Origin of the sequence: Flavobacterium aciduliphilum, assembly GCF_003268855.1 — a bacterium.
In the GTDB taxonomy this organism is placed as follows: domain Bacteria; phylum Bacteroidota; class Bacteroidia; order Flavobacteriales; family Flavobacteriaceae; genus Flavobacterium; species Flavobacterium aciduliphilum.
Window position 1 is genome coordinate 168,229 of record NZ_QLSZ01000004.1, and the last position, 24,786, is coordinate 193,014.

The 24,786-nt window shown below is 30.3% G+C and carries 22 protein-coding genes; 20 read left to right on the plus strand and 2 right to left on the minus strand.

Translation table 11 applies throughout. The features are described 5' to 3' along the window. Positions 1-225 precede the first annotated feature (225 nt). Genes rpiB through CLV55_RS06180 form a run of 3 tightly spaced genes read left to right on the plus strand, consistent with a single transcriptional unit; the run spans position 226 to position 3,710 of the window. Positions 226-657, plus strand: coding sequence for a ribose 5-phosphate isomerase B (gene rpiB / locus CLV55_RS06170; RefSeq protein WP_112112876.1), 432 nt, complete (start codon positions 226-228; stop codon positions 655-657). Next, entirely contained in the window at positions 658-1,575 is a 918-nt protein-coding gene (locus CLV55_RS06175; RefSeq protein WP_112112877.1) for a cation diffusion facilitator family transporter, read from the plus strand. It begins immediately after the preceding gene. 11 nt (positions 1,576-1,586) lie between these two features. Continuing rightward, positions 1,587-3,710 carry a Tex family protein gene (locus CLV55_RS06180; RefSeq protein ID WP_112112878.1) on the plus strand — a complete coding sequence of 708 codons (2,124 nt, stop codon included), beginning with the start codon at positions 1,587-1,589 and terminating at the stop codon, positions 3,708-3,710. 79 nt (positions 3,711-3,789) lie between these two features. On the opposite strand, the gene CLV55_RS06185 is transcribed toward CLV55_RS06180, so the two are convergent. After that, positions 3,790-3,990 carry a Sec-independent protein translocase subunit TatA/TatB gene (locus CLV55_RS06185; protein ID WP_112112879.1) on the minus strand — a complete coding sequence of 67 codons (201 nt, stop codon included), beginning with the start codon at positions 3,988-3,990 and terminating at the stop codon, positions 3,790-3,792. Positions 3,991-4,108: 118 nt separating this feature from the next. Here CLV55_RS06185 and CLV55_RS06190 point away from each other — a divergent pair, with 118 nt between their 5' ends. From CLV55_RS06190 to CLV55_RS06270, 17 genes are all read left to right on the plus strand, one after another. Further along, a complete protein-coding gene (locus CLV55_RS06190; protein ID WP_112112880.1) occupies positions 4,109-4,618 on the plus strand; it encodes a peptidase in 510 nt (169 codons plus the stop codon). Between the two features lie 11 nt (positions 4,619-4,629). After that, a complete protein-coding gene (locus tag CLV55_RS06195) occupies positions 4,630-6,129 on the plus strand; it encodes a GH3 auxin-responsive promoter family protein (RefSeq protein WP_112112881.1) in 1,500 nt (499 codons plus the stop codon). After that, positions 6,116-6,994, plus strand: coding sequence for a carboxypeptidase-like regulatory domain-containing protein (locus CLV55_RS06200; RefSeq protein WP_112112882.1), 879 nt, complete (start codon positions 6,116-6,118; stop codon positions 6,992-6,994). The genes CLV55_RS06195 and CLV55_RS06200 overlap by 14 nt, the downstream gene beginning before the upstream one ends. Before the next feature lie 130 nt (positions 6,995-7,124). Further along, on the plus strand, positions 7,125-8,813 hold the full coding sequence (locus tag CLV55_RS06205; RefSeq protein ID WP_112112883.1) for a DUF6909 family protein: 1,689 nt from the start codon (positions 7,125-7,127) through the stop codon (positions 8,811-8,813). A gap of 3 nt (positions 8,814-8,816) precedes the next feature. Further along, positions 8,817-9,785, plus strand: a complete 969-nt coding sequence (locus CLV55_RS06210) for a hypothetical protein (RefSeq protein ID WP_112112884.1) — start codon at positions 8,817-8,819, stop codon at positions 9,783-9,785. Continuing rightward, entirely contained in the window at positions 9,782-10,645 is an 864-nt protein-coding gene (gene rfbA, locus CLV55_RS06215; protein WP_112112885.1) for a glucose-1-phosphate thymidylyltransferase RfbA, read from the plus strand. The genes CLV55_RS06210 and rfbA overlap by 4 nt, the downstream gene beginning before the upstream one ends. A gap of 1 nt (position 10,646) precedes the next feature. Beyond that, positions 10,647-11,198, plus strand: coding sequence for a dTDP-4-dehydrorhamnose 3,5-epimerase (gene rfbC, locus CLV55_RS06220; RefSeq protein WP_112112886.1), 552 nt, complete (start codon positions 10,647-10,649; stop codon positions 11,196-11,198). Then, positions 11,192-12,076, plus strand: a complete 885-nt coding sequence (gene rfbD, locus CLV55_RS06225) for a dTDP-4-dehydrorhamnose reductase (protein WP_112112887.1) — start codon at positions 11,192-11,194, stop codon at positions 12,074-12,076. Before rfbC ends, rfbD begins: the two co-directional genes overlap by 7 nt. 127 nt (positions 12,077-12,203) lie before the next feature. Continuing rightward, positions 12,204-14,258, plus strand: a complete 2,055-nt coding sequence (locus CLV55_RS06230; RefSeq protein WP_394338237.1) for an OstA-like protein — start codon at positions 12,204-12,206, stop codon at positions 14,256-14,258. Next, positions 14,259-15,602, plus strand: coding sequence for an MATE family efflux transporter (locus CLV55_RS06235; protein WP_245902684.1), 1,344 nt, complete (start codon positions 14,259-14,261; stop codon positions 15,600-15,602). It abuts the gene before it with no gap. A 4-nt stretch (positions 15,603-15,606) separates the two neighbouring features. After that, positions 15,607-16,677: a hypothetical protein gene (locus CLV55_RS06240; protein ID WP_112112889.1), complete on the plus strand. Its 1,071-nt coding sequence runs from the start codon at positions 15,607-15,609 to the stop codon at positions 16,675-16,677. Next, complete coding sequence (locus CLV55_RS06245) at positions 16,640-17,905, plus strand: O-antigen ligase family protein (protein ID WP_112112890.1); 1,266 nt, start codon at positions 16,640-16,642, stop codon at positions 17,903-17,905. Before CLV55_RS06240 ends, CLV55_RS06245 begins: the two co-directional genes overlap by 38 nt. Positions 17,906-17,917: 12 nt before the next feature. After that, entirely contained in the window at positions 17,918-19,039 is a 1,122-nt protein-coding gene (locus CLV55_RS06250; RefSeq protein ID WP_112112891.1) for a glycosyltransferase, read from the plus strand. Positions 19,040-19,044: 5 nt separating this feature from the next. Beyond that, positions 19,045-19,779 (plus strand): class I SAM-dependent methyltransferase, encoded by a 735-nt coding sequence (locus CLV55_RS06255; protein ID WP_112112892.1) that lies wholly within the window; start codon positions 19,045-19,047, stop codon positions 19,777-19,779. Positions 19,780-19,960: 181 nt separating this feature from the next. Beyond that, positions 19,961-21,271 (plus strand): O-antigen ligase family protein, encoded by a 1,311-nt coding sequence (locus CLV55_RS06260; RefSeq protein ID WP_112112893.1) that lies wholly within the window; start codon positions 19,961-19,963, stop codon positions 21,269-21,271. Further along, positions 21,268-22,251 (plus strand): UDP-glucuronic acid decarboxylase family protein, encoded by a 984-nt coding sequence (locus CLV55_RS06265; RefSeq protein ID WP_112112894.1) that lies wholly within the window; start codon positions 21,268-21,270, stop codon positions 22,249-22,251. The genes CLV55_RS06260 and CLV55_RS06265 overlap by 4 nt, the downstream gene beginning before the upstream one ends. Further along, positions 22,252-23,604: an exopolysaccharide biosynthesis polyprenyl glycosylphosphotransferase gene (locus CLV55_RS06270; RefSeq protein WP_112112895.1), complete on the plus strand. Its 1,353-nt coding sequence runs from the start codon at positions 22,252-22,254 to the stop codon at positions 23,602-23,604. Here the strand turns inward: CLV55_RS06270 and CLV55_RS06275 are convergent. Continuing rightward, positions 23,601-24,785, minus strand: coding sequence for a glycosyltransferase family 4 protein (locus CLV55_RS06275; protein ID WP_112112896.1), 1,185 nt, complete (start codon positions 24,783-24,785; stop codon positions 23,601-23,603). The genes CLV55_RS06270 and CLV55_RS06275 overlap by 4 nt on opposite strands. Position 24,786: the final 1 nt, after the last annotated feature.

The following is a 24,786-nucleotide window of genomic DNA, read 5'->3' on the forward strand; positions in this document are numbered from 1 at the left end:
ATTTAAAGTTACCTGAATATCAACGAATTGTAAATCATAATTAACATTTAAAAATTTTAACAGTTTAATTAAAAACAATGCAATGATATTCAATATGATATAAAATTATCGTAAGAGCTTAAAAATCTTATTTAAAGAAAATCAGCACGTTATATTTTTACTAAAATCAAAACAAAAGATTCGTTAGAATGACTAAATTTGTAGTTTACTAATATCTATAAAAATATGAAAATCGCCATCGGGAATGACCACGCAGGACCAGATTATAAAAAAGCCATTGTAGATTATTTACATTCAAAAGGACACGATGTGTTTAATCATGGAACCGATACTTTTGATAGTGTGGATTATCCTGATTTTGGTCATCCAGTAGCTATGGACGTCGAATCAGGAAAAGCCGATTTTGGTATTGTAATTTGTGGTTCTGGAAATGGAATAGCTATGACAGCCAATAAACATCAAGGAATTCGAGCCGCACTTTGTTGGACCAAAGAAATTTCGGCGCTGGCGCGCCAACACAACAATGCTAATGTAATAAGCATTCCGGCGCGATTTACTTCTATTCAACAAGCTGTTGATATTGTAGATACGTTTTTAAGTACTGAATTTGAAGGAGGTAGACACCAAAAAAGAGTTGATAAAATGAAATGTTCATAAATGTCGCACAATCATTCACACGTCCACATTCACAAACACGAGGTACAAAGCAAAAACCTAGTCTATTCTATTGTTTTGAATTTAGTGATTACTATTGCGCAATTAGTAGGAGGTATTATCTCTGGAAGTTTGGCCTTATTATCCGATGCTTTGCACAATTTTTCAGATGTTTTGTCTTTGCTTTTCAGCTTGTTGGCTCATAAATTATCTCGAAAAAAAGCTACCGAAAATATTACCTTTGGTTATAAACGAGCCGAATTAATTGCTGCTTTTGTCAATGCTTCAACTCTTGTGATTGTCGCGTTTATACTCATATATGGTGCGATGGAACGTTTTTTTTATCCTAAGCCCATTACATCAGGATTGGTAATTTGGCTGGCGGTACTTGGAATTCTAGTTAATGGCTTATCGGTTTTATTTTTACAAAAAGACGCCGAACATAATATCAATATGAAGTCGGCGTATCTACATTTGTTAACCGATATGATGGCATCAGTAGCCGTTTTGGTAGGCGGATTATTGATGAAATTTTATGGATGGTACTGGGTTGATAGCGTGATGACTATAGGAATTGCTATATATTTAATTGTGGTTGGATCAAAACTTCTAATTCAATCTACCAAAATGTTGATGCTTTTTACCCCCGAAAGTATTGACATCAAGGAACTGGTAAAGGAAGTACATAAAATTCCTGGTGTAAAAAAGTTACACCATATTCATGTTTGGAATTTAAATGACGAGGAATTGCATTTAGAAGCCCATCTCGATTGTTCCCAAAATATTAACATGAGTGAATTCAACAAACTTTTAGAACAAATAGAACACGTTTTGTTTGATCAATTTCATATCAACCACATCAACATCCAACCCGAATTTAAAAAAGAAGAAGATTCTAAAGACACTATTGTTCAAGACTGATAACACTACCAATGACCAACATAAATTTCATTCAAAACCAAATTAATGTTCCTATTAAAGGAATTGAAAACACGATTGCACTTTTAAACGAAGATTGTACCATTCCGTTTATTTCCAGATATCGAAAAGACCAAACAGGAAATCTGGATGAGGTAATCATAGAGCAAATTGCTAAACTTTCTAAACAGTTTGACGAAATCGTAAAACGAAAAGAAAGTGTTTTAAAATCTATTGTGGAACAAGGGCAATTGACTTCAGAGTTGCAATCTAAAATTGAAAAAAGTTTCGATCTACAAGAAATTGAGGATTTGTATTTGCCTTATAAAAAGAAGAAAAAAACACGTGCCGATGTAGCGCGTGAAAACGGATTGGAACCTTTAGCTAAAATTATTTTTAGTCAACGTAATGAAGATGTCGAATATCTTTCAACGCAATATATTAATGATAAAGTAAAAAATGAAGACGAGGCTTTGCAAGGTGCTCGAGATATTATTGCCGAATGGATTAATGAAAACATTTACATTCGTAAAAACCTTCGTAGAATGTTTCAACGTAAAGCGGTGGTTGCAACCAAAGTAGTGAAGAAAAAACAAGAGGAAGAGGAAGCACAAAAGTATAAGCAGTATTTCGATTGGGCAGAACCTATTGCTAAAGCGCCATCACATCGACTACTAGCGATGCTTCGAGCAGAAAATGAAGGATTCATCAAATTAAATGTGGACATCGAAGAACACGAAGCCATTGATTTTATAGAAAATGAAATTATAAAATCGAATAATGATACAACCGAACATATCGAATTGGCCATAAAAGATAGCTATAAGCGATTACTTGAACCTGCTATTTCAAATGAAACCTTGCAAGAAGCCAAAGCTAAAGCCGATAGTAAAGCCATTGAGGTTTTTGCTGGAAATTTTAGCCAGTTATTGTTGGCGCCACCTCTAGGAGAAAAACGAATTTTAGCCATCGACCCCGGTTATCGAAGCGGCTGTAAAGTGGTTTGTTTGGATGAAAAGGGCGATTTGTTGTACAACGAAACGATTTATCCGCATCCCCCGCAAAATGAAACCGCCATGGCGATGAAAAAAATCAAATCGATGGTGAATGCTTACAACATTGAAGCTATTTCTATTGGTAACGGTACCGCCAGTCGCGAAACCGAATTTTTTATCAAAAAAATTGCTTTTGACAAACCTGTTCAGGTTTTTGTGGTTTCCGAAGCCGGCGCATCGGTCTATTCGGCGAGTAAAATTGCCAGAGAAGAATTTCCCAATTATGATGTAACGGTTCGTGGTTCGGTTTCTATCGGAAGACGCCTTTCTGACCCATTGGCAGAGTTGGTAAAAATTGATCCAAAATCAATAGGAGTAGGGCAGTACCAACACGATGTAGATCAAACCAAGTTGAAAGAAGAATTAGACAACACAGTCATTCGATGTGTGAATTCGGTTGGAATCAACATTAATACCGCTAGCAAATCGTTGTTGGGTTATGTGAGTGGAATAGGAGAGAAGATGGCCGAAAATATTGTAGCCTATCGTTCAGAAAATGGCCCGTTTGATGATAGAAAACAAATTAAAAAAGTACCACGTTTGGGTGAAAAAGCCTTTCAACAAGCGGCGGCTTTCGTTCGAATTCACAACGGTAAAAATCCTTTGGATAATTCGGCAGTGCATCCTGAAGCCTATCCTATTGTTGAAAAAATGGCAAAAGATTTGAAGATTTCGGTTAACGAATTAATTGCTAACAAAGAAAAAATTGCTTTAATCCAACCTGAAAAATATACCAATGAAACGATTGGAATTCTAGGAATCAAAGATATTCTGAAAGAGTTAGTAAAACCAGGATTGGATCCAAGAAAAGCGGCTAAAGTTTTTGAGTTTGACCCAAATGTAAAAACAATACAAGATGTTCGTGCCGGAATGATTCTTCCTGGAATTGTAAACAACATTACAGCTTTTGGTTGTTTTGTGGACATTGGTGTTAAAGAAAGTGGTTTAGTGCACATTTCCCAACTCAAAGCCGGTTTTGTTTCCGATGTTAATGAAGTAGTGAAACTCCACCAACACGTTCAAGTCAAAGTCGTTGAGGTGGACGAAGACCGAAAACGAATTCAGTTGACGATGATACTTTAAAAATCCAAAAAAGAAAATTCCAAACTCCAAACAATATAGCTTGGGATTTGGAATTTTAAAATTGTAATTTAAAGAAAACTTATTCTTTAGTTTCTTCTTCTTTTTTAGAATTAGCAGGTTGTTGATCTTCTTGAGCAGCTTTTTTGAATTCTTTCACACCAGTTCCCAATCCTTTCATCAATTCTGGAATTTTTTTACCTCCAAAAAGTAATAAAACAATGGCTAAAATAAAAAAGATATGCCCAGGAGTAAGCTCTAAAAATATAGTTAAAAAGTTCATAATTTCAAATATTAATGATAATAATGGGCAAAGGTAAAAAATAAATTGTATTAAAGAACGTTAAAAATAAAATAAAGAAATAAGAACAAATTTTTATATTTGTGTAATTAACAAAGCCATGCCTGAAAAACGCCATAGAAAACAATTATTAAAGAAAAAATTATTTACCAAAAACCGTTTGGTTATATTAAACGAAGACACCTTTGAAGAGCTTTTTTCTTTACGATTAACACTCATGAATGTTTTTGTGGTGGCCTCGCTTGGGGCAATCTTGATAATTTTTGTAACAACCTATATCATCGCTTTTACACCTTTACGAGAATACATTCCAGGATATACATCAACCAAACTTAAAAAGGATGCTACCGAATTGGCTCTAAAATCGGATTCTCTTGAGTTTGCTATTAAGAAAAACGAACTCTATCTCGAATCGATTAAAAAAGTGTTAAATGGAAATTTACAATATGCTAAAGTTAATAAAGATTCTATTTTAGCCATTAAAGAAGATACGCTACCCGATTTGCAATTGACCGCAACCGAATCGGAATTAAAACTTCGCCAACAGGTTGCTGAAGAAGAGAAAAAAGCTAAGGAGATTAAAGAAAAGAAAAAAGAGAAAAGAAAATAGAAAATAGAACCATGTCTATTAAATCATTTGCTGCCAAAATAGTCGCTAATTATATTCACAACAAAACTCAAAAATGGGCTTCCCAGCCTATTGAAACTCAGCAAAAAGTATTTCGAGATTTAATCCGTAGTGCAAAAAACACCCAATTTGGAAAAGATCATGATTTTACCAACATCAAAACCACTCAAGATTTTGCCCAACGAGTTCCCATTAGAGACTATGAAGGATTACGCTATTATATTGACCGAATCGTACAAGGTGAAGAAAACATTCTTTGGAAAGGAAAACCGATTTATTTTGCTAAAACATCAGGAACCACTTCGGGAGCCAAATACATTCCGCTCACTAAACAATCGATGCCATTTCATATTGAAGCCGCTCGAAACGCTATCTTGAGTTATATTCACGAAACGGGTAAAGCTGATTTTGTAGAGAGCAAAATGATTTTCTTGCAAGGAAGTCCAATTTTTGAAGAAAAAAACGGCATCAAACTAGGGCGTCTCTCGGGAATTGTAGCGCATTATGTTCCGAAATATTTGCAAAAAAACCGCATGCCTAGCTGGAAAACCAATTGTATTGACGATTGGGAATCCAAAGTAAATGCCATTGTTGAGGAAACGATTAAAGAAGATATGGCGGTCATTTCTGGAATTCCATCTTGGGTGCAAATGTATTTTGAGAAGCTTCAACAAAAAGCACAAAAACCCGTGGGTGAGATTTTCAAAAACTTCAATTTATTCATTTATGGTGGCGTGAATTATGAGCCGTATCGTGCTACATTTGAAAATCTTATTGGAAGAAAAGTAGATACTATTGAACTATTTCCAGCATCGGAAGGTTTTTTTGCGTATCAAGATTCTCAAAAGGAAAAGGGAATGTTGTTGCTATTGAATGCTGGAATGTTCTATGAATTTATCAAAGCAGAAGATTTTGTCATGGATAATCCTAAGCGACACACGATTAGTGAAGTAGAATTAGGCGTTAATTATGTGTTGATAATTTCTACCAATGCTGGACTTTGGGCCTACAATATCGGCGATACCATTCAATTTACAAGTTTGAAACCGTATCGCGTAATTGTATCGGGTCGTATCAAACATTATATTTCCGCTTTTGGTGAGCACGTTATTGGAAAAGAAGTGGAAAGCGCTTTACAAGAAGCTATGGAACATACTGATATTCGTGTGAACGAATTTACTGTGGCTCCACAAATCGCACCACGATCGGGATTACCGTATCATGAATGGTTCATTGAATTTGAAAACGAACCCAATAATATGGAAGACTTTGCATTAGCTATCGATGTAGCCATGCGAAAGCAAAACGTATACTATGATGATTTGATTGTGGGCAAAGTATTACGAACCTTGGTGATTACTAAAGTTCCAAAAAACGGCTTTCAAGGGTATATGAAATCGATAGGAAAATTGGGTGGACAAAATAAGGTACCACGATTATCTAACGATAGAACCATTGTAGATTTTTTTAAGAAAAACGATGATATCCAATAAACTGACTCTGCTTTTAGTTATAATGTCTCAATGGACTTTTTCACAAATAAAAGGTATTGTGAAGGATAGTTTAACAAGAAAACCAATTTTCTACGCCAATATATGGGTTGAAAACGAAAATGTGGGCGTGAGTTCGGAAGAAGACGGGACTTTTTCCATTTCTACAGATTCTACTAAAAAACTTGTTTTTTCTGCCCTGGGCTATCATAAAAAAAAGATGACCGCTTCAAGTGCGAACGAAGTCCTATTGAATCCTCAAGCCTATGAAATCGAAGAAGTGGTAGTCACAAAAAAATTAGAGACAAGAGTTATAGAAATTGGTAAATCTAAGACACCTATTTATCAAGCTTTTGATAACGGACCAAGAATAGACGTGAAATTTTTTCCATACCTCACAAAGTATAAAAAAACGAGAAACATCAGGCAAGTTACCGTTGAAACCGATAGTAAAATAGACGATGCTACCATAAAAATCCATTTTTACAGTGTCGATAGTAATGGCTATCCTGGGGAGGAATTGCTAAAAAAAGACTTTATTACTACTGTAAAAAAAGGTGTGAATAAAAATGTTTTTGATATTTCAGGTTTTAATTTACTAATGCCTAAAAAGGGGCTTTTTGTAGGTTTTGAAAAATTGATTATAGAGAAAAATAAAGTAGAAACAACAATAACAGATTATAATTCGAATACTACAAAAATTAAAAAAAATTACTATCCATTTGTGTTGTATAATTTTGAGGAACGTGAATGTATATTCTCTTTTTCAGGTGGAAAATGGAATAAAGACATTTTGCATGATAGTAATGGAATCTCTATGAAGCGGATGGTTAATGAACCCGCTATAAATTTAATCTTAACCAATTAAACTATAAAATCAGTATATTTGCAAGTTCTAAAATAACATAGAATGAAATGAGTCGGAAAAGTAATTTGTATCACAAAGAAATTTAGATTAGAATAACCTCTGGCAAATGAAAAAGAATTAACAAAAACAGATGAAAGAAATTAAAAACATTTCGCGTTCTAGAGCGCAAGAATCGTCGGCAGCTATCGAACGATTGTACATTACCATGAGACATTTATTTAACAGAGGTTTTTATAAACCAATGGGTGTTTCAGGAGATACTTTAAGAGAAGCATTATTAGCGCTTCGACCAGAAATTTACGGAAGTATTGCAGAAGAAAAAGTAGAACTTAACGGTTTACTTTATGTGATAGAACGACTTCCTATTGGCATTGAAGAATGCCGTTACATCAATTTAACCTCGGATGAAGGCTATTCAAAATCTCATTTTAAAGCCATAATTCCTCCAAAAAGAAGAAGAAATTGCTACCGAATTGATGAAGAACAAATGAATGTAGAAATCACACGAGGGCGATCGGATATATACGATATTTTGACACATTTAACTTTTATTTTTATAGAATCTCATAAAATTAAAGATAGAGTTTTGATTGATGATGAGGGTCGAATTTCTCGTGATTGGCAGAAATTAGAACAAGCAGCGTTACAGCCAAAAAAACTAACACAAATTGAAAAAGAGAAAGCCATTTCCCATGCTGCTAATGTATTAGGAAGAACTTTTGCTGAAGTTATAGATATTTATAATGCTTTTGGAACCGCTGAAAAACCAGATCGTTTTTTACATGTGATTTATTGGTTGGGCAAACTAGCTATCGAGGAAGTAATAGACAATAACAAAAGAACAATTACTTTTAGTCCCATATTAAGAGAGCGATTGGGGCATCATATACATGGAGAAATTTGGGCAAATACGATTAAAGAAGTATTAAACCAAAACAATCTATTAGGAAGACCAATTCACATTATTAGTGCCAACATGCACTCGGTTATGAACTCTATTTTTGCACATGGAGTGTTGGCTTCCAAGTATAAAGGCAAGTCTGAGTATCAAATCTATGAAGATTTAAGTGCTTCTGGAAATAAAGATTTGAGAGCAAAAGTGGAAGAATTAGCTTTAAAATCAGGAATGATTTCGCTTTTAGACCAATCAGGAACCAACATTGATGTTCAAATTTTTGACACTGCTAAAATAGATTGGTCAAAAACAGGTTTTCCAAAGGCTAATTTAGGAAAAGAAAAACCAGTTATTATCGTAATGGATTATGCGTTTGGAGAACAAGCTTATGAAACAATAGACGAGTTGTTAAAACCATATAAAAAAGGAAGTAATCAGTTGTTTTTAAATGTAGAATCTGTGTCAATCATGGGAAAAGCAGGAATCCTACAAGGCGGGAAAGGAGATATTATGATTCCTAACGCACACATTAATGAAGGAACTGCCGATAATTATCCTTTTGAAAATGAATTAACTGCAAAACTTTTTGAAGGAAATGACATTCCTGTTTTTGCTGGACCAATGGTAACTGTTTTAGGAACCTCACTTCAGAATAAAGATTTATTGAAGTTCTTTCATGAATCGACATGGGGAGCTATAGGTCTTGAAATGGAAGGAGCTTATTATCAAAAAGCGATACAATCTGCCTCAAAAATTAGAAAAAGCATCAATCCAAATGTAAAAGTCCGATACGCCTACTATGCTTCTGATAATCCCTTAGAAACGGGAAGTACATTAGCTTCAGGTGGGTTAGGAACAACAGGAGTGAAACCTACATACTTAATTACCATTAAAATTTTAGAACAAATTTTTAACATCAAATAGATTATGAATACAGAACAACAACATAATAATATTTCTGAAGAAATAGATTTGGGAATGTTAAAGAGGTCGATTTCAAATGCAATTAGTAAATCAATATTAAATACGTTTCTTTTCTTTAAAAAGAATATTTATAAATTTCTATTTCTTATTGTTTTAGGAATAACCTTAGGAGTGATAGCTGACAATTATGCTAAATCGTATCTGTCAGAGGTAGTTGTTAATACAAATTTTACAAGTAACGATTATTTATACTCGAAAGTTGATTTATTAAATTCTCAACTAAATCAGACAAAAAAAGAATTGCCAATTTCAAACTACAAAAAGTTTATTAAAATAGAAGTTGAGCCTATAATTGATGTTTACGCATTTGTAAATAATCAAGCAGTAGCAAATAATGCCCAAAATTCTCAAAATTTTGAAATGCTAAAATTAATGTCTGAAACAGGAGACATTAATAAGATAATTAAAGATCAGGTTACAAGTAAAAATTATTATTATCAAAAAATTAATATTTTTTCAAAATCTAAAGTAGAAGAAAAAGATATTAAATCAGTAATACAATATTTAAATAGAGATACATATTTTGATAGTATTCTTCATTTAAATATTAAAAACATTAAGGAACGAATTTCTAAAAATGATTCAACAATAAAGCAAATAAATGATTTAATTCAAAGCTATACAATTAGTATTTCTAGAGGTAATGCTAGTGTAATGTTTAAGAACGAAAATAGTGAACTAAATAATTTGATTAATCAAAAAAACGAATTAATCAAAAGAGTAGAGTACGATAAAGAAAATTTGATTACAAAAAATAAAATAATAAGAGATAATACGATTGTATATAATCAAACAAATAATAGAGGTATATCTAATAAATTAAAATTTATTTTACCACTATTGTTTGTTTTACTATTTTTATGTGGTAATTATATTATATATCTAAATAAAAAATCAAAAAATATCTCATGAAAGGCATTATACTAGCTGGAGGTTCGGGTACAAGACTTCACCCCTTGACATTGGCAGTAAGCAAACAATTAATGCCAATTTACGACAAACCCATGATTTACTACCCGCTCTCTACTTTGATGTGGGCAGGGATTAACGAAATATTAATCATTTCAACACCGCACGATTTAACTTTGTTTAGGCAGTTGTTAGGCGATGGAAAGAAATACGGTTGCCGATTTGAATATGCGGTTCAAGATCATCCTAACGGATTGGCTGAAGCTTTTATTATTGGTAAAGAATTTGTTGGCAATGATAAAGTTGCCCTAATTCTTGGAGATAACATCTTTTATGGAACAGGATTAGCCGAATTACTGAAAGCCAATAAAAACCCTGACGGAGGTATTATATATGCATATCATGTTCTTGACCCAGAGCGTTATGGTGTGGTCGATTTTGATAAAGAAGGAAATGTCCTTTCTATTGAAGAAAAACCAGAAAAACCTAAATCTAACTTTGCAGTACCGGGTATCTATTTCTATGACAATTCGGTTATTGAAATTGCTGCCAATATAGCTCCAAGTACTCGAGGAGAATTAGAAATTACAGATGTAAATAAAGAATATCTTAAAAGAGGGAAGTTGAAAGTAAGTATTCTTGATAGAGGCACGGCTTGGTTGGACACAGGAACGTTTCAATCTTTGATGCAAGCCGGTCAATTTGTTCAAGTCATAGAAGAGCGACAAGGCTTGAAAATTGGTTCTATTGAAGAAGCTGCTTACAAAATGGGATTCATTAATGCAGCACAACTCAAAGAGCTAGCTACCCCTTTGTTAAAAAGTGGTTATGGAGTTCATTTGATGAGTATTTTAGTAGAGTAATATGAAATTTACAGAAACTAAGTTAAAAGGATGTTTCATTATTGAGCCTAAAATAATTCATGATGATCGAGGGTGTTTCATGGAAAGTTTTAATGAAAACACTTTTTATAATGGAATAGGAGAACGTATTCATTTTGTTCAAGATAATCAATCGTATTCTTCAAAAGGAGTTTTGAGAGGATTACATTATCAATGTGGCACCCATGCTCAGGCCAAATTAGTCCGAGTTCTTCAAGGAGAAGTTTTGGATGTAGCTGTAGACATTCGACCAAAATCTGAAACGTATGGGCAATATGAATCGATTGTATTGTCGGGAGAAAATCAAAAGCAATTTTTTATACCCAGAGGATTTGCTCATGGTTTTTTAGTGTTAAGTGAAACCGCAATATTTTTCTACAAATGTGATAATTTTTACAATAAAGAAAGTGAAGGAGGAATTATCTTCAATGATTCTCAACTCAATATCGATTGGAAATTCGAACTAGATAATCTCATTATTTCTGAAAAAGACAAAGTACTTCCTTCCTTCCCAAATTCAAAAAAAGTATGGTAGTTTTAGTCACGGGCGCTAACGGACAATTAGGACAAGCAATACAATCTATTTCAAGGAAGTATACTGAAATAGATTTTGTATTTTGTTCATTATCTGATTTAGACATTACTAACATTGATCAATGTAGGCAACTTTTCGAACAATATACTCCAAATTATTGTATAAATGCTGCGGCCTACACAGCTGTTGATAAAGCGGAAAGCGAACCTGAAAAAGCACACTTGATTAATGTTGTGGGGACAAAAAACCTAGCAGAAATTTGTAAAGAAAGCCATACAATCTTACTTCACGTTTCAACAGATTTTGTTTTTGATGGGGAAAATGCTATGTTGTCACCGGAATCACAAGAGAAGGGCTATTCAGAGGAGGATTTAACTAAACCCACAGGGGTTTACGGCCAAACTAAATTAGACGGAGAGAAAGCCATTCAGGCAACTTTTAACAGTTTTTTTATTATTAGAACGTCTTGGGTTTTCTCGCAATTTGCTAATAATTTTATGAAAACTATGTTACGATTAGCCACTGAAAGAGATTCGATTTCGGTAGTCAATGATCAAATTGGAACGCCAACACATGCCGTTGATTTAGCCGAAGCATTACTGACCATTATTACTCATACAGCAAAAAATCAAAATAAAACGAATAGTTTGTACGGAATTTATAATTTTAGCAATGAAGGGAGATGTTCGTGGTATGATTTTGCAAAAAAAATATTTGAAGTCAATCATGTATCAATTGCAGTGCATCCTATTCCAACGACAAGCTATCCAACACCAGCGAAAAGACCTCATTTTAGTGTTTTAAACAAAGATAAAATAAAGACTACTTTTGATTTAACCATTAGACCTTGGCAAGAAACTATAGAAATTCAGAAGTAAATGTAAATTTTTCCCTTTTAACGAAGGGATTATATAATCCATAACACCCTTGAAAAAAGCTCGTTTTATTTTATTTTCTTTATTATTTTGTTCCCTTCTTTTTGCCCAAAAAAAGAACAAAATAGTTGTGGAACATTCTGACTTTTCTGACATCAATCAGACAGAGCTTCCCAATGCCTTACTTTTAACAGGAAATGTGAGAGTAACCCACGATGGGATTGTAATGACTTGTAATAAAGCCTATTACTTTCAAGATGAAAATTATATTAAAGCTTTTGGAGAGGTGCAAATGGTGCAAGGAGACACGTTGTTCCTAAATAGTAAATATGCAGAATATAATGGAAATATAAAAAAAGCGTTTGCTTCGGGAAATGTTGTTATGAATTCACCCGAATCTACCATGACAACAGACACCTTATATTTTGATAGAAATTCGCAAGAAGCTTATTTCAATTCAAAAGGAAATATTGTCAATAAGACGAATACCTTAACCAGTAATTCAGGTCGGTATTACGTAAAAGAGAGGAAATACCAATTTCTTAATTCGGTCGTGCTAAATAATCCAGAATATACCATAAAATCAAATCATTTAGATTATTACACCAAACAAGGAGACTCCTATTTGTATGGACCTTCAACCATTACAGGAAAAGATAATTTTATTTATACAGAAAACGGCTATTACAATAGCAAGAAAAACATAGGTAATTTTAAGAAAAAATCCTATATTAAGTACAAAGACCGACTCATAGAAGGAGATAGTTTATACTATGATCGAAAAACAGAATACGCTTCAGGAACTAATAATGTCAAAATCACAGATTCCATTAACAAAGCGATTATTAGAGGTCATTATGGGGAGGTTTTTAAGAATAAAGATTCACTTTATGTAACCAAACATGCGTCAATTAGGTATCTCGTAGAAAAAGACTCTATGTTTATTCATGCTAAAAAGATTATTGTTACTGGAAAAACAGGAGAACGTATCGTGAGAGGATTTCATAATGTTCGATTTTATAAAACAGAATTAAGCGGAAAATGTGATTCCATACATTCCGACCAAAAAAAGGCGCTGACAAAATTAATTGGACAACCCATTCTGTGGAATTTTGAAAACCAATTAACAGGAGATTTGATGCATTTAATAGGTAATAACAAAACTGAAAAATTGGATTCTTTAAAAGTTTTCAATAACTCATTTATTATTTCAAAAGATACTGTTGGTAGTGGATTCAATCAAATAAAAGGAATAAATTTATATGGAAAATTCCTTGAAAATCGATTGCACGAAGCGAACATTGTAAAAAATGTTGAGGTCATTTATTACATGCGAAATAACAAAAAAGAATTAATAGGAATTAATAAAAAAATCAGTAGTAAGGTGAATATGGTTATGGACGATAAAAGTAAAATTGAAACCGTAACCTTTTTTGATATGATTGATGGCGATATTTATCCAGAACAAGACCTTCCTGAAAACGCTAGAAAGTTAAAAGGATTTAATTGGAGAGGCGCCGAACGCATTAAAAATAAGGAAGAAATTTTCCCTCCCGAAGAAGTGGAAATGGATCAGAAAATTGTTGAAGAAAGTAAGAGAAAGTATCAGGAAGAACAATTGAACCAATCCGTCCAGAATAATAAATTAGAAGATCATATAAATGGAGATGATTTTTATGAAAAAATTTTTATCAAGTATAATAACCGAATTATTGAAGATAAAAACGGAACGAAACTTTTAGTTAAGAATTTTAAATTTAGGTTCGCTGTAGATGAAAACACATTTAATATTTACAAAAAAAGCCATCCGTTATTTAAAAATGAAATCAAAATAAATCAAATAGTTTGGTTTAAAAAAATGCAATATGGAAAATATGATGGAGGTTTTTTCAAGGGAACTGAGCCATTAGAGACAATTGAACTTTCAAAAAAAGAAAAGTTAACCTATGATGAAATATTTTCATTGTATAACGATAGAGTAATAATAGACAGAAATGGAATGGAGTTGTTAGTAAAGAATGGAAAGTTTAAGTTTCCTACAGATTTTGATTCTCTAAAAAAACTAAAAGCAAATAATCCTAAATATAGAAATGTAGTAAGAATTAATCAAGTATTGTGGGATTGGAATTCTATGCAATATGGAAAATATGATGGCGGATTGTTCACAGGAAACGAAAAAGAATAAATGGGAAAAAATAAAGAAAGTAGTTATAAAAAAATGACTATAAATTTTCTAAAAAAAATCATGAAAAATGAATTTTTGATGCAGAGTATTAAAACAATGATTTTACGAATCATAGGTGTAGTTACTCTTTTTGGATTTACCTTATTTTTGACAAAAACTTATGATCCCAAAATAATAGGACAGTATGATTTTATTAGAACCCTTTTATTAATTCTTGGAAGTATTTGTATTTTAGGTGCGGATCAATCTATTTTATATTTCACAGGTATGCTAAAGAGCAGAAATCGGTTATTTGAATTAAAAGGGATATATATAAAAATGTTTTCATTAATTTTTTTAATATCAATAATTTGTATACTTTTTGTTTTAATGATTGGAAAAGAAACCATCAATTTTTTTTTAAATGATGGTAAAATATATAGTATTATTTTAAAAGCTACAGTATTATTATTTTTCTATTGTGTAACTATTTTTAATACTGAAGTCTTAAGAGCTTTAGATCGTATTTATATTGCAGAATTATATAGAAATACATTAAAGTATTTGTCGGTTATTTTAGGTTCTATAATCTTGTTCTATATTCATCAAGAAATCTATTTAGTGGAAACTTTTTTAATAGGCTTTTTCTTTTTGTCTATAATTTCAACTATAAAAATTCTTTCTATTTTAAATAAAGATTACACAAGCCGTTTAGAAAAGTCAAAAGAGACGGTTTCATATAGTTTTATTTTTTTAAAATCATATCCAATGGCTATAAGTACACTTGCAATTTTTTTATTGATGAGTTTCGATGTTATGTTTTTAAAAAAGTATAAAGGAAATGAGGAAGTTGCTTACTATGCTTTAGCGGTCAAATTAATGACTTTACTATTAGTAATCATGAATTCGGTAAATATTACTATATCACCAAAAATAGCTGAGCAATTTTTCTCAGAAAATAAATTAGAATTAAAAAAGACGATGAGACATAGTGCTAGAATGATATTTATGATTTCAATTCCTACAGTTTTATTTTTTTGTTTGTTCTCAACACCCATATTGAGTTTTTTCGGAAAAAAATATTTAGTAGCTAGAGATCCCCTAATAATTCTGATGATAGGTCAAGGAATATGTTCTTTTTTTGGAGGAGTCCAAGTATATTTAAATATGACAGGAAGGCAAAATATTTTTCAAATTATTTTGATTTTTGCAGTTTTGATAAACTTTATATTAAACAAAATCCTGATTCCTATTTATGGAATGAACGGAGCTGCGGTATCTTATGTAACAAGTATGTTTTTCTGGAATTTATTGGCAACAATTATGATTTATAAGAAGGATAGACTAATTGTATTTTTAAATTAAAGCTATGAAAAAAATAATGCAGAAAAATAGATTGTGGTTTTTAATTTTGTTTGGTATTAATTTAATTATTTCCATATTATCATGTTTTTTTCTTCCAGAAAGATATTTTAATGATACCAAAATAATTATAATTGATAAATATCATGAAATAGGTTGGATTGGAAGTTATCCTTTTACAATATTATTTTATAATATCACAAAATTAAAATATGTTCCATTTTACATTATTGCATTGATTCAATTTCCAATAGTATTTTATATTTTATATAAAATAGGAATACCAAGACGTTTTGAATATGTTACTGTAAAAAATCTATTGGTTTATATTTGTTTTTTTCTGATAGCCATTTTTATTTCCATGCCTACTAAAGAGTTTATTAATTTTATATATATTTCTTTGATTCCTTTTATTTTTAAAAGCAAGAATTTTTCAACTACAAAAAAAGTTATTTTATCAATGTTGCTATTTTTTTGTTTTAGTACATTTTTTAGATCATACTATGCTTTAATACCAATAATTTCATTTGGCATGTATTTCATTACTAAAATAAATTTCAAAAATAAGACCATAAGTTCTGTTTTTTATGGTATTGTTATTATAATTTTCCTTTCAATATCATATGGATTAATCAAAGGAAAATTTTTATCAGAAAGCAATAGGGAAGCTTTAAATGCAGAACGGACGAAAGATAATAATTCAATGATAGTTTCTCCAATAAATACTAATACTTGGTATGGTGAAGCAGTGGGAATTGTTTATGGATTCTTTGAAATTAACATTCCAATAATAGAGGGTTTTAAACATATTTTATCTCCACAAATCATCGCTTTTATTATTTGGCAATTATTATTATTTTATATTTTGCTAGTTCGATTGTCTAGATGTTTAAAGGAAAAAAATCGCAATAAAGATGAGTTATGGATTCTTTTAATTTTATTTTCTTATTTTATAATTCAAGGACTTTTTGAACCTGATTTAGGTTCTGCAGTAAGGCACAAAATCGGTGTTTTCCCTTTAATATACTATGCTTTATATTATGACTCTTTCAGAAAAAATTTATCAAAAAGTATTTAACCTATTCTTATTTATTATACCAATTTCTATAATATTTAGAAAGCCCGCAACATGGTTGATTTTGTTATTTACTTTGTTTTCGCTTCTGAATTATAGAAGAATTAATCTTAAAAGAGAATATGTTTTTAATATTCTTTTAGTGGCCTCACCATTACTTCTGGAAATATTATTTTTTTGGAATAACGATTCATTTACACTTGGAACAAAATCGCTGGAAAAATATTTATCATTATTAGTTTTTCCTTTGTTTTTTATAGGTAATTATGAAAAAATAAATTTTCATAAACTATTAAAAATTTATTCAATTTCAACAACAATAATAGTTTTATTTTTTTTCTTTCGTTTCATTATAGTATATCCAAATTATTTTAATAAATACCTAAACGGAATCCATCTTTGGGAGATGGGATATGTTTTTTCCAAAACTATTGGTATGCACGCACCTGCATTAAATATGCATATAGCATTTGTTACGATGATTAATTTTTTCTTTTTTTTAAACAAAGAAAACATATTTCAAAAGATTTTATTTTTTCTTATTTTTTTAATATCTATTTTTCTTATGTTGTTTATTAATACTAGAGTAGCAATAGTTGACTCTGGTATAGGCTGTCTAATTATTGTATTTTGTCAAATATTTCAAAGAAAAATAACAACAAAAATTGTGATGGCTACACTAATTTCTATTTTGTCAATAAGTATAGTTTCCATATTGTTTATAAAAAAAGATACTTATTTAAAAGAAAAGTTTACCAATATTGCATTTGCACATATTGATAAAATAGGAAAATTAGATGAAATAGATCATCCAGAAATAGCCGTATACAGCTCTTTGGTAACTAGACTATCTATATGGAAGTCTGCACTTGAACTCTCATGGGAAAATTTACCTTTTGGAGTAGGCTCTTCAGATGGGAAAAGGGAGTTGGTAAAATATTTTAAAAAAACAAATCAAAGATTTCTTGCAAAATATGAGTTTGCTACACATAATCAATATATAGATTATTTACTTAAATTTGGTTTTTTGGGATTATTAGTGGCTGTTTGTTATATTTTTTCTTTTTTAAGATTAGGAATATTAGTCAGGGATCCATTAATAACATCTTTCTTTTTTTTATTTTTTACCAGCAATATGACAGATGATTTCTTGATTAGATTTGATGGAATTGTTTTTAGTGGTTTTTGGTTAACCATTTTTGTTTGTTATTATTTAAAAAAAAATCAATAAAAAAATAAAATAATGATAAAAATTGCACATATTTTACATTCAGTAGGGGGAGTAGATGTTTCATTGAGGTTAATTACGGAAAACATTAATCAAGATAAATTTGAAAATATTATTATACATGGCCATAAAGACACTCAATGCGAATTTTTAGATAGAAAGAACAAATCAATAAGATCTTATAAGACCTCAATATATAGAGAAATCAGTTTTTTTAAAGATGTTAATTCGATAATCAAAACATATAAAATTCTTAAAAATGAAAAGCCTAATTTAATTCATGCCCACAGTGCTAAAGGGGGTATTATTGGGAGAATTATGGGGTTTTTATTAAATATAAACGTACTCTACACACCCCAAGCTTTTTCATTTTTGAGTACAGAGAATAGACTAAAAAGAAAGATTTATATTTTGCTTGAGAAGGTTTTTACTAATAAATTCTCCTATTTATTAGCTTCATCAAATTCTGAAAGAAGTAGAGGAATAGAAAATAAAATTTTCAAAAAGGAAAAAACGCTTTTATTCAATAATTCAATTCGTGATATATTAGAGATTGAACCTTTATCAATACCAAAAACATGGCCTGATGAATATATTTGTACAGTTGGTAGACCTTCATACCAAAAAAACATTGAATTAATGATCGATGTTTTAAATGAAATTAATAAGTATAAATCTGTTCATTTAGTAGTGATGGGTGTTGGATTTCATTCGGATAAGTTAGACGTAGTTAAATCTAAAATTTTAAAATATAATTTGAGTAGTAAAGTAACCTTAATTGAATGGACTCAAAGAACAGATATCTTTAATATAATAAAACAATCCAAACTTTACATATCAACTGCAAGATATGAAGGATTGCCATATTCGATAATAGAAAGTCTAGCACTTTCAACACCATGTATTGTAACGAATTCTGATGGAAATAAAGATTTAATAAAAGATGGCTATAATGGTTATGTTATTAAAAATGAGAACATCGTTGATTTTAAAGATAAGATTTTACACTTGCTTAATAACGAACAAGAAAGAGAAGTTTTTTCTAAAAATTCAAGAAAAGAGTTTTTAGAGAAGTATAATATCGAAAAGAATATTAAAAATTTAGAAAACATATACACAGAATTTTCAATAAAATAGAAACAATGTTAAAGGAACGAATAAAAAAAAATATACAAAAAGAAAAATTTCACCCAACTCTATTAAGTTTCTTTATTAATAACAATTTCCTTATTAGATTAGGCCTAAGAAAAGCAATAAAAAAAAATGAAGGATACCTAAAAGGTTCTTTATTGGATTTTGGTTGTGGAACGAAGCCTTACGAAAAATTATTTAATAAAATAAATAGTTACACAGGCGTAGATTACAAAATTGAAGGAAGAGAAGAGATTCAAAAGAGAGTAGATATTTTTTATGATGGAAAAACAATTCCATTTCAAGATTCTAATTTCGATTCATTATTAAGTACAGAGGTTTTAGAACATGTTTTTAATATAGATGAACTTCTAAAAGAATTTAATAGAATCCTGAAAATTAATGGAAAAGCAATCATAACAACGCCGTTTATGTGGGAAGAGCACGAGATGCCTTATGACTTTGCAAGGTATACAACTCCTGCATTGGAATATCTTTATAAAAAAAATGGTTTCGAGATAATTCATACTCATAAAACAGGAAATTATATTGAGGTTATCTTTCAATTTGGAATAAATTATTTCAAAAATATTATTCCAAATACTATTTTTAAACAAATACTATTAATTCCATTTATATTTATTTTTAACCTTTTAGGTTTCTCTTTAAGCTATTTACTTCCCACCGATCAAACCGCCTATTTTAATAATGTTTTTGTGCTAGAAAAAATAAGAGAGTGTAAATAATAAACTCACTCATAGATTAAGAGGGTTTGATAAATTACAATTTCCAATGTGTCAATTTAATTTGATATTTAAATTTTAAAACAGTAATTAAACTAAAAATATTTTCTATACAACTTTTTCCAATATTTAATACCATTTTACACCAATAAGATTAATTTTGCATTTATTATTAAATTAATAAATGAGCTCATACAAAAGTTTTTGTCCAAAGAAAATATCCAATAAAAATGAAATAATTCCTGTATTAGGAATTGTTATGATGTTAATATCATTACCAATCAAAAACATCTTTGTTAGTATAGCAACAATAAGTTTTCTTGTTTCTAGTATTTTTATAAATAGAAGTCGAGAACTTAATTTTCAAAAAGCTTTTTTTGTACCAGTTGTATTTTTTGCTATCATGACCATATCTCTCTTGTGGACCAAAGATTTTAATGCTTCTTTAGCAGGACTTCAAAAAGGATTATCATTTTTAGTGATTCCATTGGTGTTTTTTATAGTACCAAAGTTTTCAAAAGAATCTATCAACAAGATATTTAGAGGGTACGGTTTTGCGATGGTAGGCTATGCAATATTCTATGTTGCTGCAGCATGTATTTATTATAATAAAACCAATGACATTGATGTTTTTTTCAACAATAGTTTAGTTCCTTTAGACCCTGGAGCTATCTATATGTCGGTTTTTGCCTCATTTGGATTGTTTTATTTTGTTCAGCTGGACATTAAAAAAAATTATGAAAAAATTGCATTATCCATTGTAGCTCTTTTCATTTTTCTACTTTCTTCCAAGAGTATTATAACAATTGATTTTATTATTATTATTTGTTATTATATCTATTTTTCTAAAATTCCTTATGGAACCAAAGTTTCGACATTATTAACGGTATCATTATTTTTATTCTTTTCAATTTTTTATGTAAGAGACGTAAGAAATCGTTTTTTTAATGAATATGAAACGGCATTTGTGGATAATATCTTTCATTTTAAAAGCAATAATTTTGTAAATAAAACCCATAACGTAACAATTAAAGAAGCGTGGAATAAAAATAAATTTAGTAAAAATGATTTTTTTCCTGGAACTGCTTTAAGAATATATCAAAGTAGGGTTTACATTGAAATTAGCAATGAAACAAAAAGTTTTCTTACAGGGTTAGGATTGGATGCGTCACAAAAATTCATTAAAAACAAAGCCTTAAGACATAACCTCAATGAAGAATATGGTGGATACAATTTTCACAATCAATACATTCAAACGTTAGCTGAAATAGGATTGTTTGGATTTGTGATTTTAATTGTAATGCTTTTTTTGAATTTAAAAAATGGAATAAAAAAGAAAGATTTTCTTCATATTGCTTTCGCAATTTCAATGATAGTGTTATTTTTGTCTGAATCGTTTTTTTGCAGGCAAAGAGGCATTGTGTTTTTCACCCTCTTCTATTGCTTGTTCAATAGGTTTACTTATTCGGAACAAAAAAGTATAACACTATCATGAAAAGAATATTAATTACAGGTGCGGCAGGATTTCTAGGATCTCATCTTTGTGATCGTTTCATTAAAGAAGGATATTATGTGATTGGAATGGATAACCTTATTACGGGTGATTTAAAGAATATTGAGCATTTATTTAAATTAGAAAATTTTGAGTTTTATCATCACGATATTACCAAGTTTGTACACTTACCAGGACAACTCGATTATATCCTTCATTTTGCTTCTCCAGCAAGTCCGATAGATTATTTAAAAATACCGATTCAAACGCTAAAAGTAGGATCCTTAGGGACACATAATTTACTAGGTTTAGCACGTGTTAAAAAAGCAAGAATACTTATTGCTTCAACTTCAGAAGTGTACGGAGATCCTCTGGTACATCCTCAAACAGAAGAATATTATGGCAATGTTAATACTATTGGCCCAAGAGGGGTATATGATGAAGCTAAACGGTTCCAAGAATCTATCACAATGGCCTATCATACCTTTCATGGTGTAGAAACGAGAATAGTTCGTATTTTCAATACTTATGGGCCTAGAATGCGACTGAATGATGGTCGTGTTATCCCTGCATTTATTGGTCAAGCACTAAGAGGTGAAGACCTAACAATTTTTGGAGACGGAAGTCAAACCCGTTCTTTTTGTTATGTGGACGACCAAGTTGAAGGAATTTTTAGATTATTACATTCCGACTATGTATACCCTGTCAATATTGGAAATCCTGATGAAATTACCATAAAAGATTTTGCGGAAGAAATTATAAAACTAACGGGGACAAAACAAAAAGTTGTATACCATCCTTTGCCCATTAATGATCCGCTTCAAAGGCAACCCGACACAACAAAAGCTAAAGAACTATTAGGTTGGGAAGCTAGAGTTTCAAGACAAGAAGGAATGAAAATTACCTATGAGTACTTTAAATCACTTTCAACAGAAGAATTGTTAAAAGAAGAACATAAAGATTTTTCAAAATATATTTTTTAGGTGAAAAAACATATAGGTAGGTTTTCGGTTTACATTAGGCCTTTTTCTTATTGTCTAGATTTATTTATTATAAATAGTCTGGCATATGCACTTTTATTGCAAGTCCTTAATGGAATCTATTATCATGTTTTTCTTTCTTTTTCATGGATAGTGATTTCATGGAATGTAGGATTCTATGAAGTGTATAGATTTACTAAAGTTTCTGAGATTTTTGAGAAAATAGTAAAACAATATCTTGTTTTTATTATTATTAACTTTGCCTATATAGGATATTTTATAAAATTTTCTGAGCCTTCTATAATAGTGAAATTTATCACTTTAGCTACAATATTTATAGCTTTTTGTAAGTTATTTATATATTATTTTTTAAGGAAAATTAGGGTAGTGTTTGGAGGAAATTTCAGAAAGGTTGTAATTGTCGGAAGCGAAACAGGCACGAAACAACTAAGTGATTTTTTTAATGAAAACCCCAATTATGGTTATAAACTTGTAAAAACATTTAACATAAATAACAATAGAAAAGACATAATTAATCAATGTTTCGAATTTGTATTACGAAATAAGATAGATGAAATTTATTGTGTTTTAAATGATTTAACAACTACCGATATAGATAATTTTATAGATTTCACGGATAACAATTTAAAAACATTAAAGTTTATACCAGGAGACAATGAAGTTCAAGTAAGAAACTTTAAGCAAGTTTATTATGGTTATATTCCGATTTTTTCTTTAAGAAATATCCCTTTAGATATACTAGAAAATAAAATCATAAAAAGAATTTTTGATTTACTTTTTTCAATTTTTGTAATAGTAGTTGTGCTATCTTGGTTAACACCTTTACTAGCTATTCTAATAAAAATTGAGTCAAGAGGACCTATTTTTTTTATTCAAAAAAGAAACGGACTCAATTATCATGAATTTGATTGTTATAAATTTAGATCAATGGCAATTAATGAAAAAGCTCATTTGGAGCAAGTATCAAAGAACGATCCTAGAATAACAAAAATTGGCAAAATAATTCGAAAAACCAGTATAGATGAACTTCCACAGTTTTTTAATGTGTTTTTAGGACATATGTCTGTCGTTGGGCCACGACCCCACATGGTAAGTCATACCGAGATGTATGCAAAAAAAGTAGATAAATTTATGGTAAGACATTTTATAAAACCAGGAATAACTGGACTAGCACAAACAAAGGGTTACAGAGGCGAAGTTGAAACAGAAAAAGATATAATAAATAGAGTGAAGTACGATATTTATTACCTCGAAAATTGGTCGTTAATATTAGATGTTAAAATTGTATTCATGACCGTCATTAATGCTATCAAAGGCGAGGAAAAAGCCTACTAAAAAACACCTTCCATAATTAAATTTTTGATCTGGTTATCTAAATTAAAAGCAGTTTTACTTTGTATAAATACCTTTTCTTTCATAACAGATAGCTCTGATTTAGGCATTTTCGATAGTTGAGTTATGATTTCATTTAATTTCTCATAATTTTTAACAGGAGCTACCCAACCTAGATTATGTGCTTCCACAATCGTTTCACCCTCACCACCACCAAAGTAAAGTATAGGAAATCCTAATATACTATATTCAAAAATTTTTGAGGGAACAGAGCCATAAATTCTTGTTTTCAGAGGAACAATAGCAATATCAAGAGTTTTCAATTTTTCATGTAAAGCATTTCGATCTAACATCCCATGAAAATAAATTTTTGAATTTTTTTGCTGAGAAATCAAAGCTTCCAATTCATGTTTCTCTGCGCCATCACCAAAAATATGTAATTCAATAGGCAAGTTATTGAAGTTTATCTTTTCACACAGTTCCAATACCCCTTGTGCAATTCCTAGTAAGCCTGCATAAAAGAATTTTACATGTTGGTTTTCATTCGTTTCTAATGATATGATTTCTTTTTGATGCTCAGGAAAATTTCGATATAAAAAACATTTTTTTTCTGGAAATAGGGCCTGAATATGTTGAATAATTTCATGAGATTGTCCCAATATTACTGTCGCCTTTTTGTAAATGAAACGTTCCATAAACAAAGAAAGGGTATGAGATAAAGATCTTTTTTTTAAAGCTTTTAGTTCAATAGCAGCCATAGGCCATAAATCGGAAACATTGAGTATTATTTTTTTCTTTTTTAAAGAAAGAACAAAGACTGAAACAAACGAAAGTAATAATGGAGGTGACTGAATAAGTACTTTTTTTGGAGTCTTATTACACAGTAAATAAAAAAATAAACAAAAAGTAAAAGATAATATAGAAATAATTCTTATTAAAATATTCTTACTCACACTAGGGTAAATCCAAAGTCTTTTAATAGTGATATTATTTCGTTCTTCTTTTACAAAGAATTTCCCTTTGTAAGCCTCAAACAAAACCCCTTTTGGATAATTTCCTAAAGGACACACAACGGTTATTTTATAGTGATTTCCGTGTAGTTTCAACGCCAATTGTTCAATTCTATTGGCAGCAGCTCCTTTTTCGGGGGGGTAATAATTCGAGACAATTAAAATTTCTTCCATT

Coding starts and splice junctions, on each gene's coding strand:
- CLV55_RS06200 (WP_112112882.1), top strand. CDS start 6,116: ATGATATCCAATAAACTGACTCTGCTTTTAGTTATAATGTCTCAATGG.
- CLV55_RS06175 (WP_112112877.1), top strand. CDS start 658: ATGTCGCACAATCATTCACACGTCCACATTCACAAACACGAGGTACAA.
- rfbC (WP_112112886.1), top strand. CDS start 10,647: ATGAAATTTACAGAAACTAAGTTAAAAGGATGTTTCATTATTGAGCCT.
- CLV55_RS06245 (WP_112112890.1), top strand. CDS start 16,640: ATGACTCTTTCAGAAAAAATTTATCAAAAAGTATTTAACCTATTCTTA.
- CLV55_RS06250 (WP_112112891.1), top strand. CDS start 17,918: ATGATAAAAATTGCACATATTTTACATTCAGTAGGGGGAGTAGATGTT.
- CLV55_RS06195 (WP_112112881.1), top strand. CDS start 4,630: ATGTCTATTAAATCATTTGCTGCCAAAATAGTCGCTAATTATATTCAC.
- CLV55_RS06260 (WP_112112893.1), top strand. CDS start 19,961: ATGAGCTCATACAAAAGTTTTTGTCCAAAGAAAATATCCAATAAAAAT.
- CLV55_RS06205 (WP_112112883.1), top strand. CDS start 7,125: ATGAAAGAAATTAAAAACATTTCGCGTTCTAGAGCGCAAGAATCGTCG.
- CLV55_RS06235 (WP_245902684.1), top strand. CDS start 14,259: ATGGGAAAAAATAAAGAAAGTAGTTATAAAAAAATGACTATAAATTTT.
- CLV55_RS06180 (WP_112112878.1), top strand. CDS start 1,587: ATGACCAACATAAATTTCATTCAAAACCAAATTAATGTTCCTATTAAA.
- rfbD (WP_112112887.1), top strand. CDS start 11,192: ATGGTAGTTTTAGTCACGGGCGCTAACGGACAATTAGGACAAGCAATA.
- CLV55_RS06275 (WP_112112896.1), bottom strand. CDS start 24,785: ATGGAAGAAATTTTAATTGTCTCGAATTATTACCCCCCCGAAAAAGGA.
- rpiB (WP_112112876.1), top strand. CDS start 226: ATGAAAATCGCCATCGGGAATGACCACGCAGGACCAGATTATAAAAAA.
- CLV55_RS06265 (WP_112112894.1), top strand. CDS start 21,268: ATGAAAAGAATATTAATTACAGGTGCGGCAGGATTTCTAGGATCTCAT.
- CLV55_RS06210 (WP_112112884.1), top strand. CDS start 8,817: ATGAATACAGAACAACAACATAATAATATTTCTGAAGAAATAGATTTG.
- CLV55_RS06255 (WP_112112892.1), top strand. CDS start 19,045: ATGTTAAAGGAACGAATAAAAAAAAATATACAAAAAGAAAAATTTCAC.
- CLV55_RS06185 (WP_112112879.1), bottom strand. CDS start 3,990: ATGAACTTTTTAACTATATTTTTAGAGCTTACTCCTGGGCATATCTTT.
- rfbA (WP_112112885.1), top strand. CDS start 9,782: ATGAAAGGCATTATACTAGCTGGAGGTTCGGGTACAAGACTTCACCCC.
- CLV55_RS06240 (WP_112112889.1), top strand. CDS start 15,607: ATGAAAAAAATAATGCAGAAAAATAGATTGTGGTTTTTAATTTTGTTT.
- CLV55_RS06190 (WP_112112880.1), top strand. CDS start 4,109: ATGCCTGAAAAACGCCATAGAAAACAATTATTAAAGAAAAAATTATTT.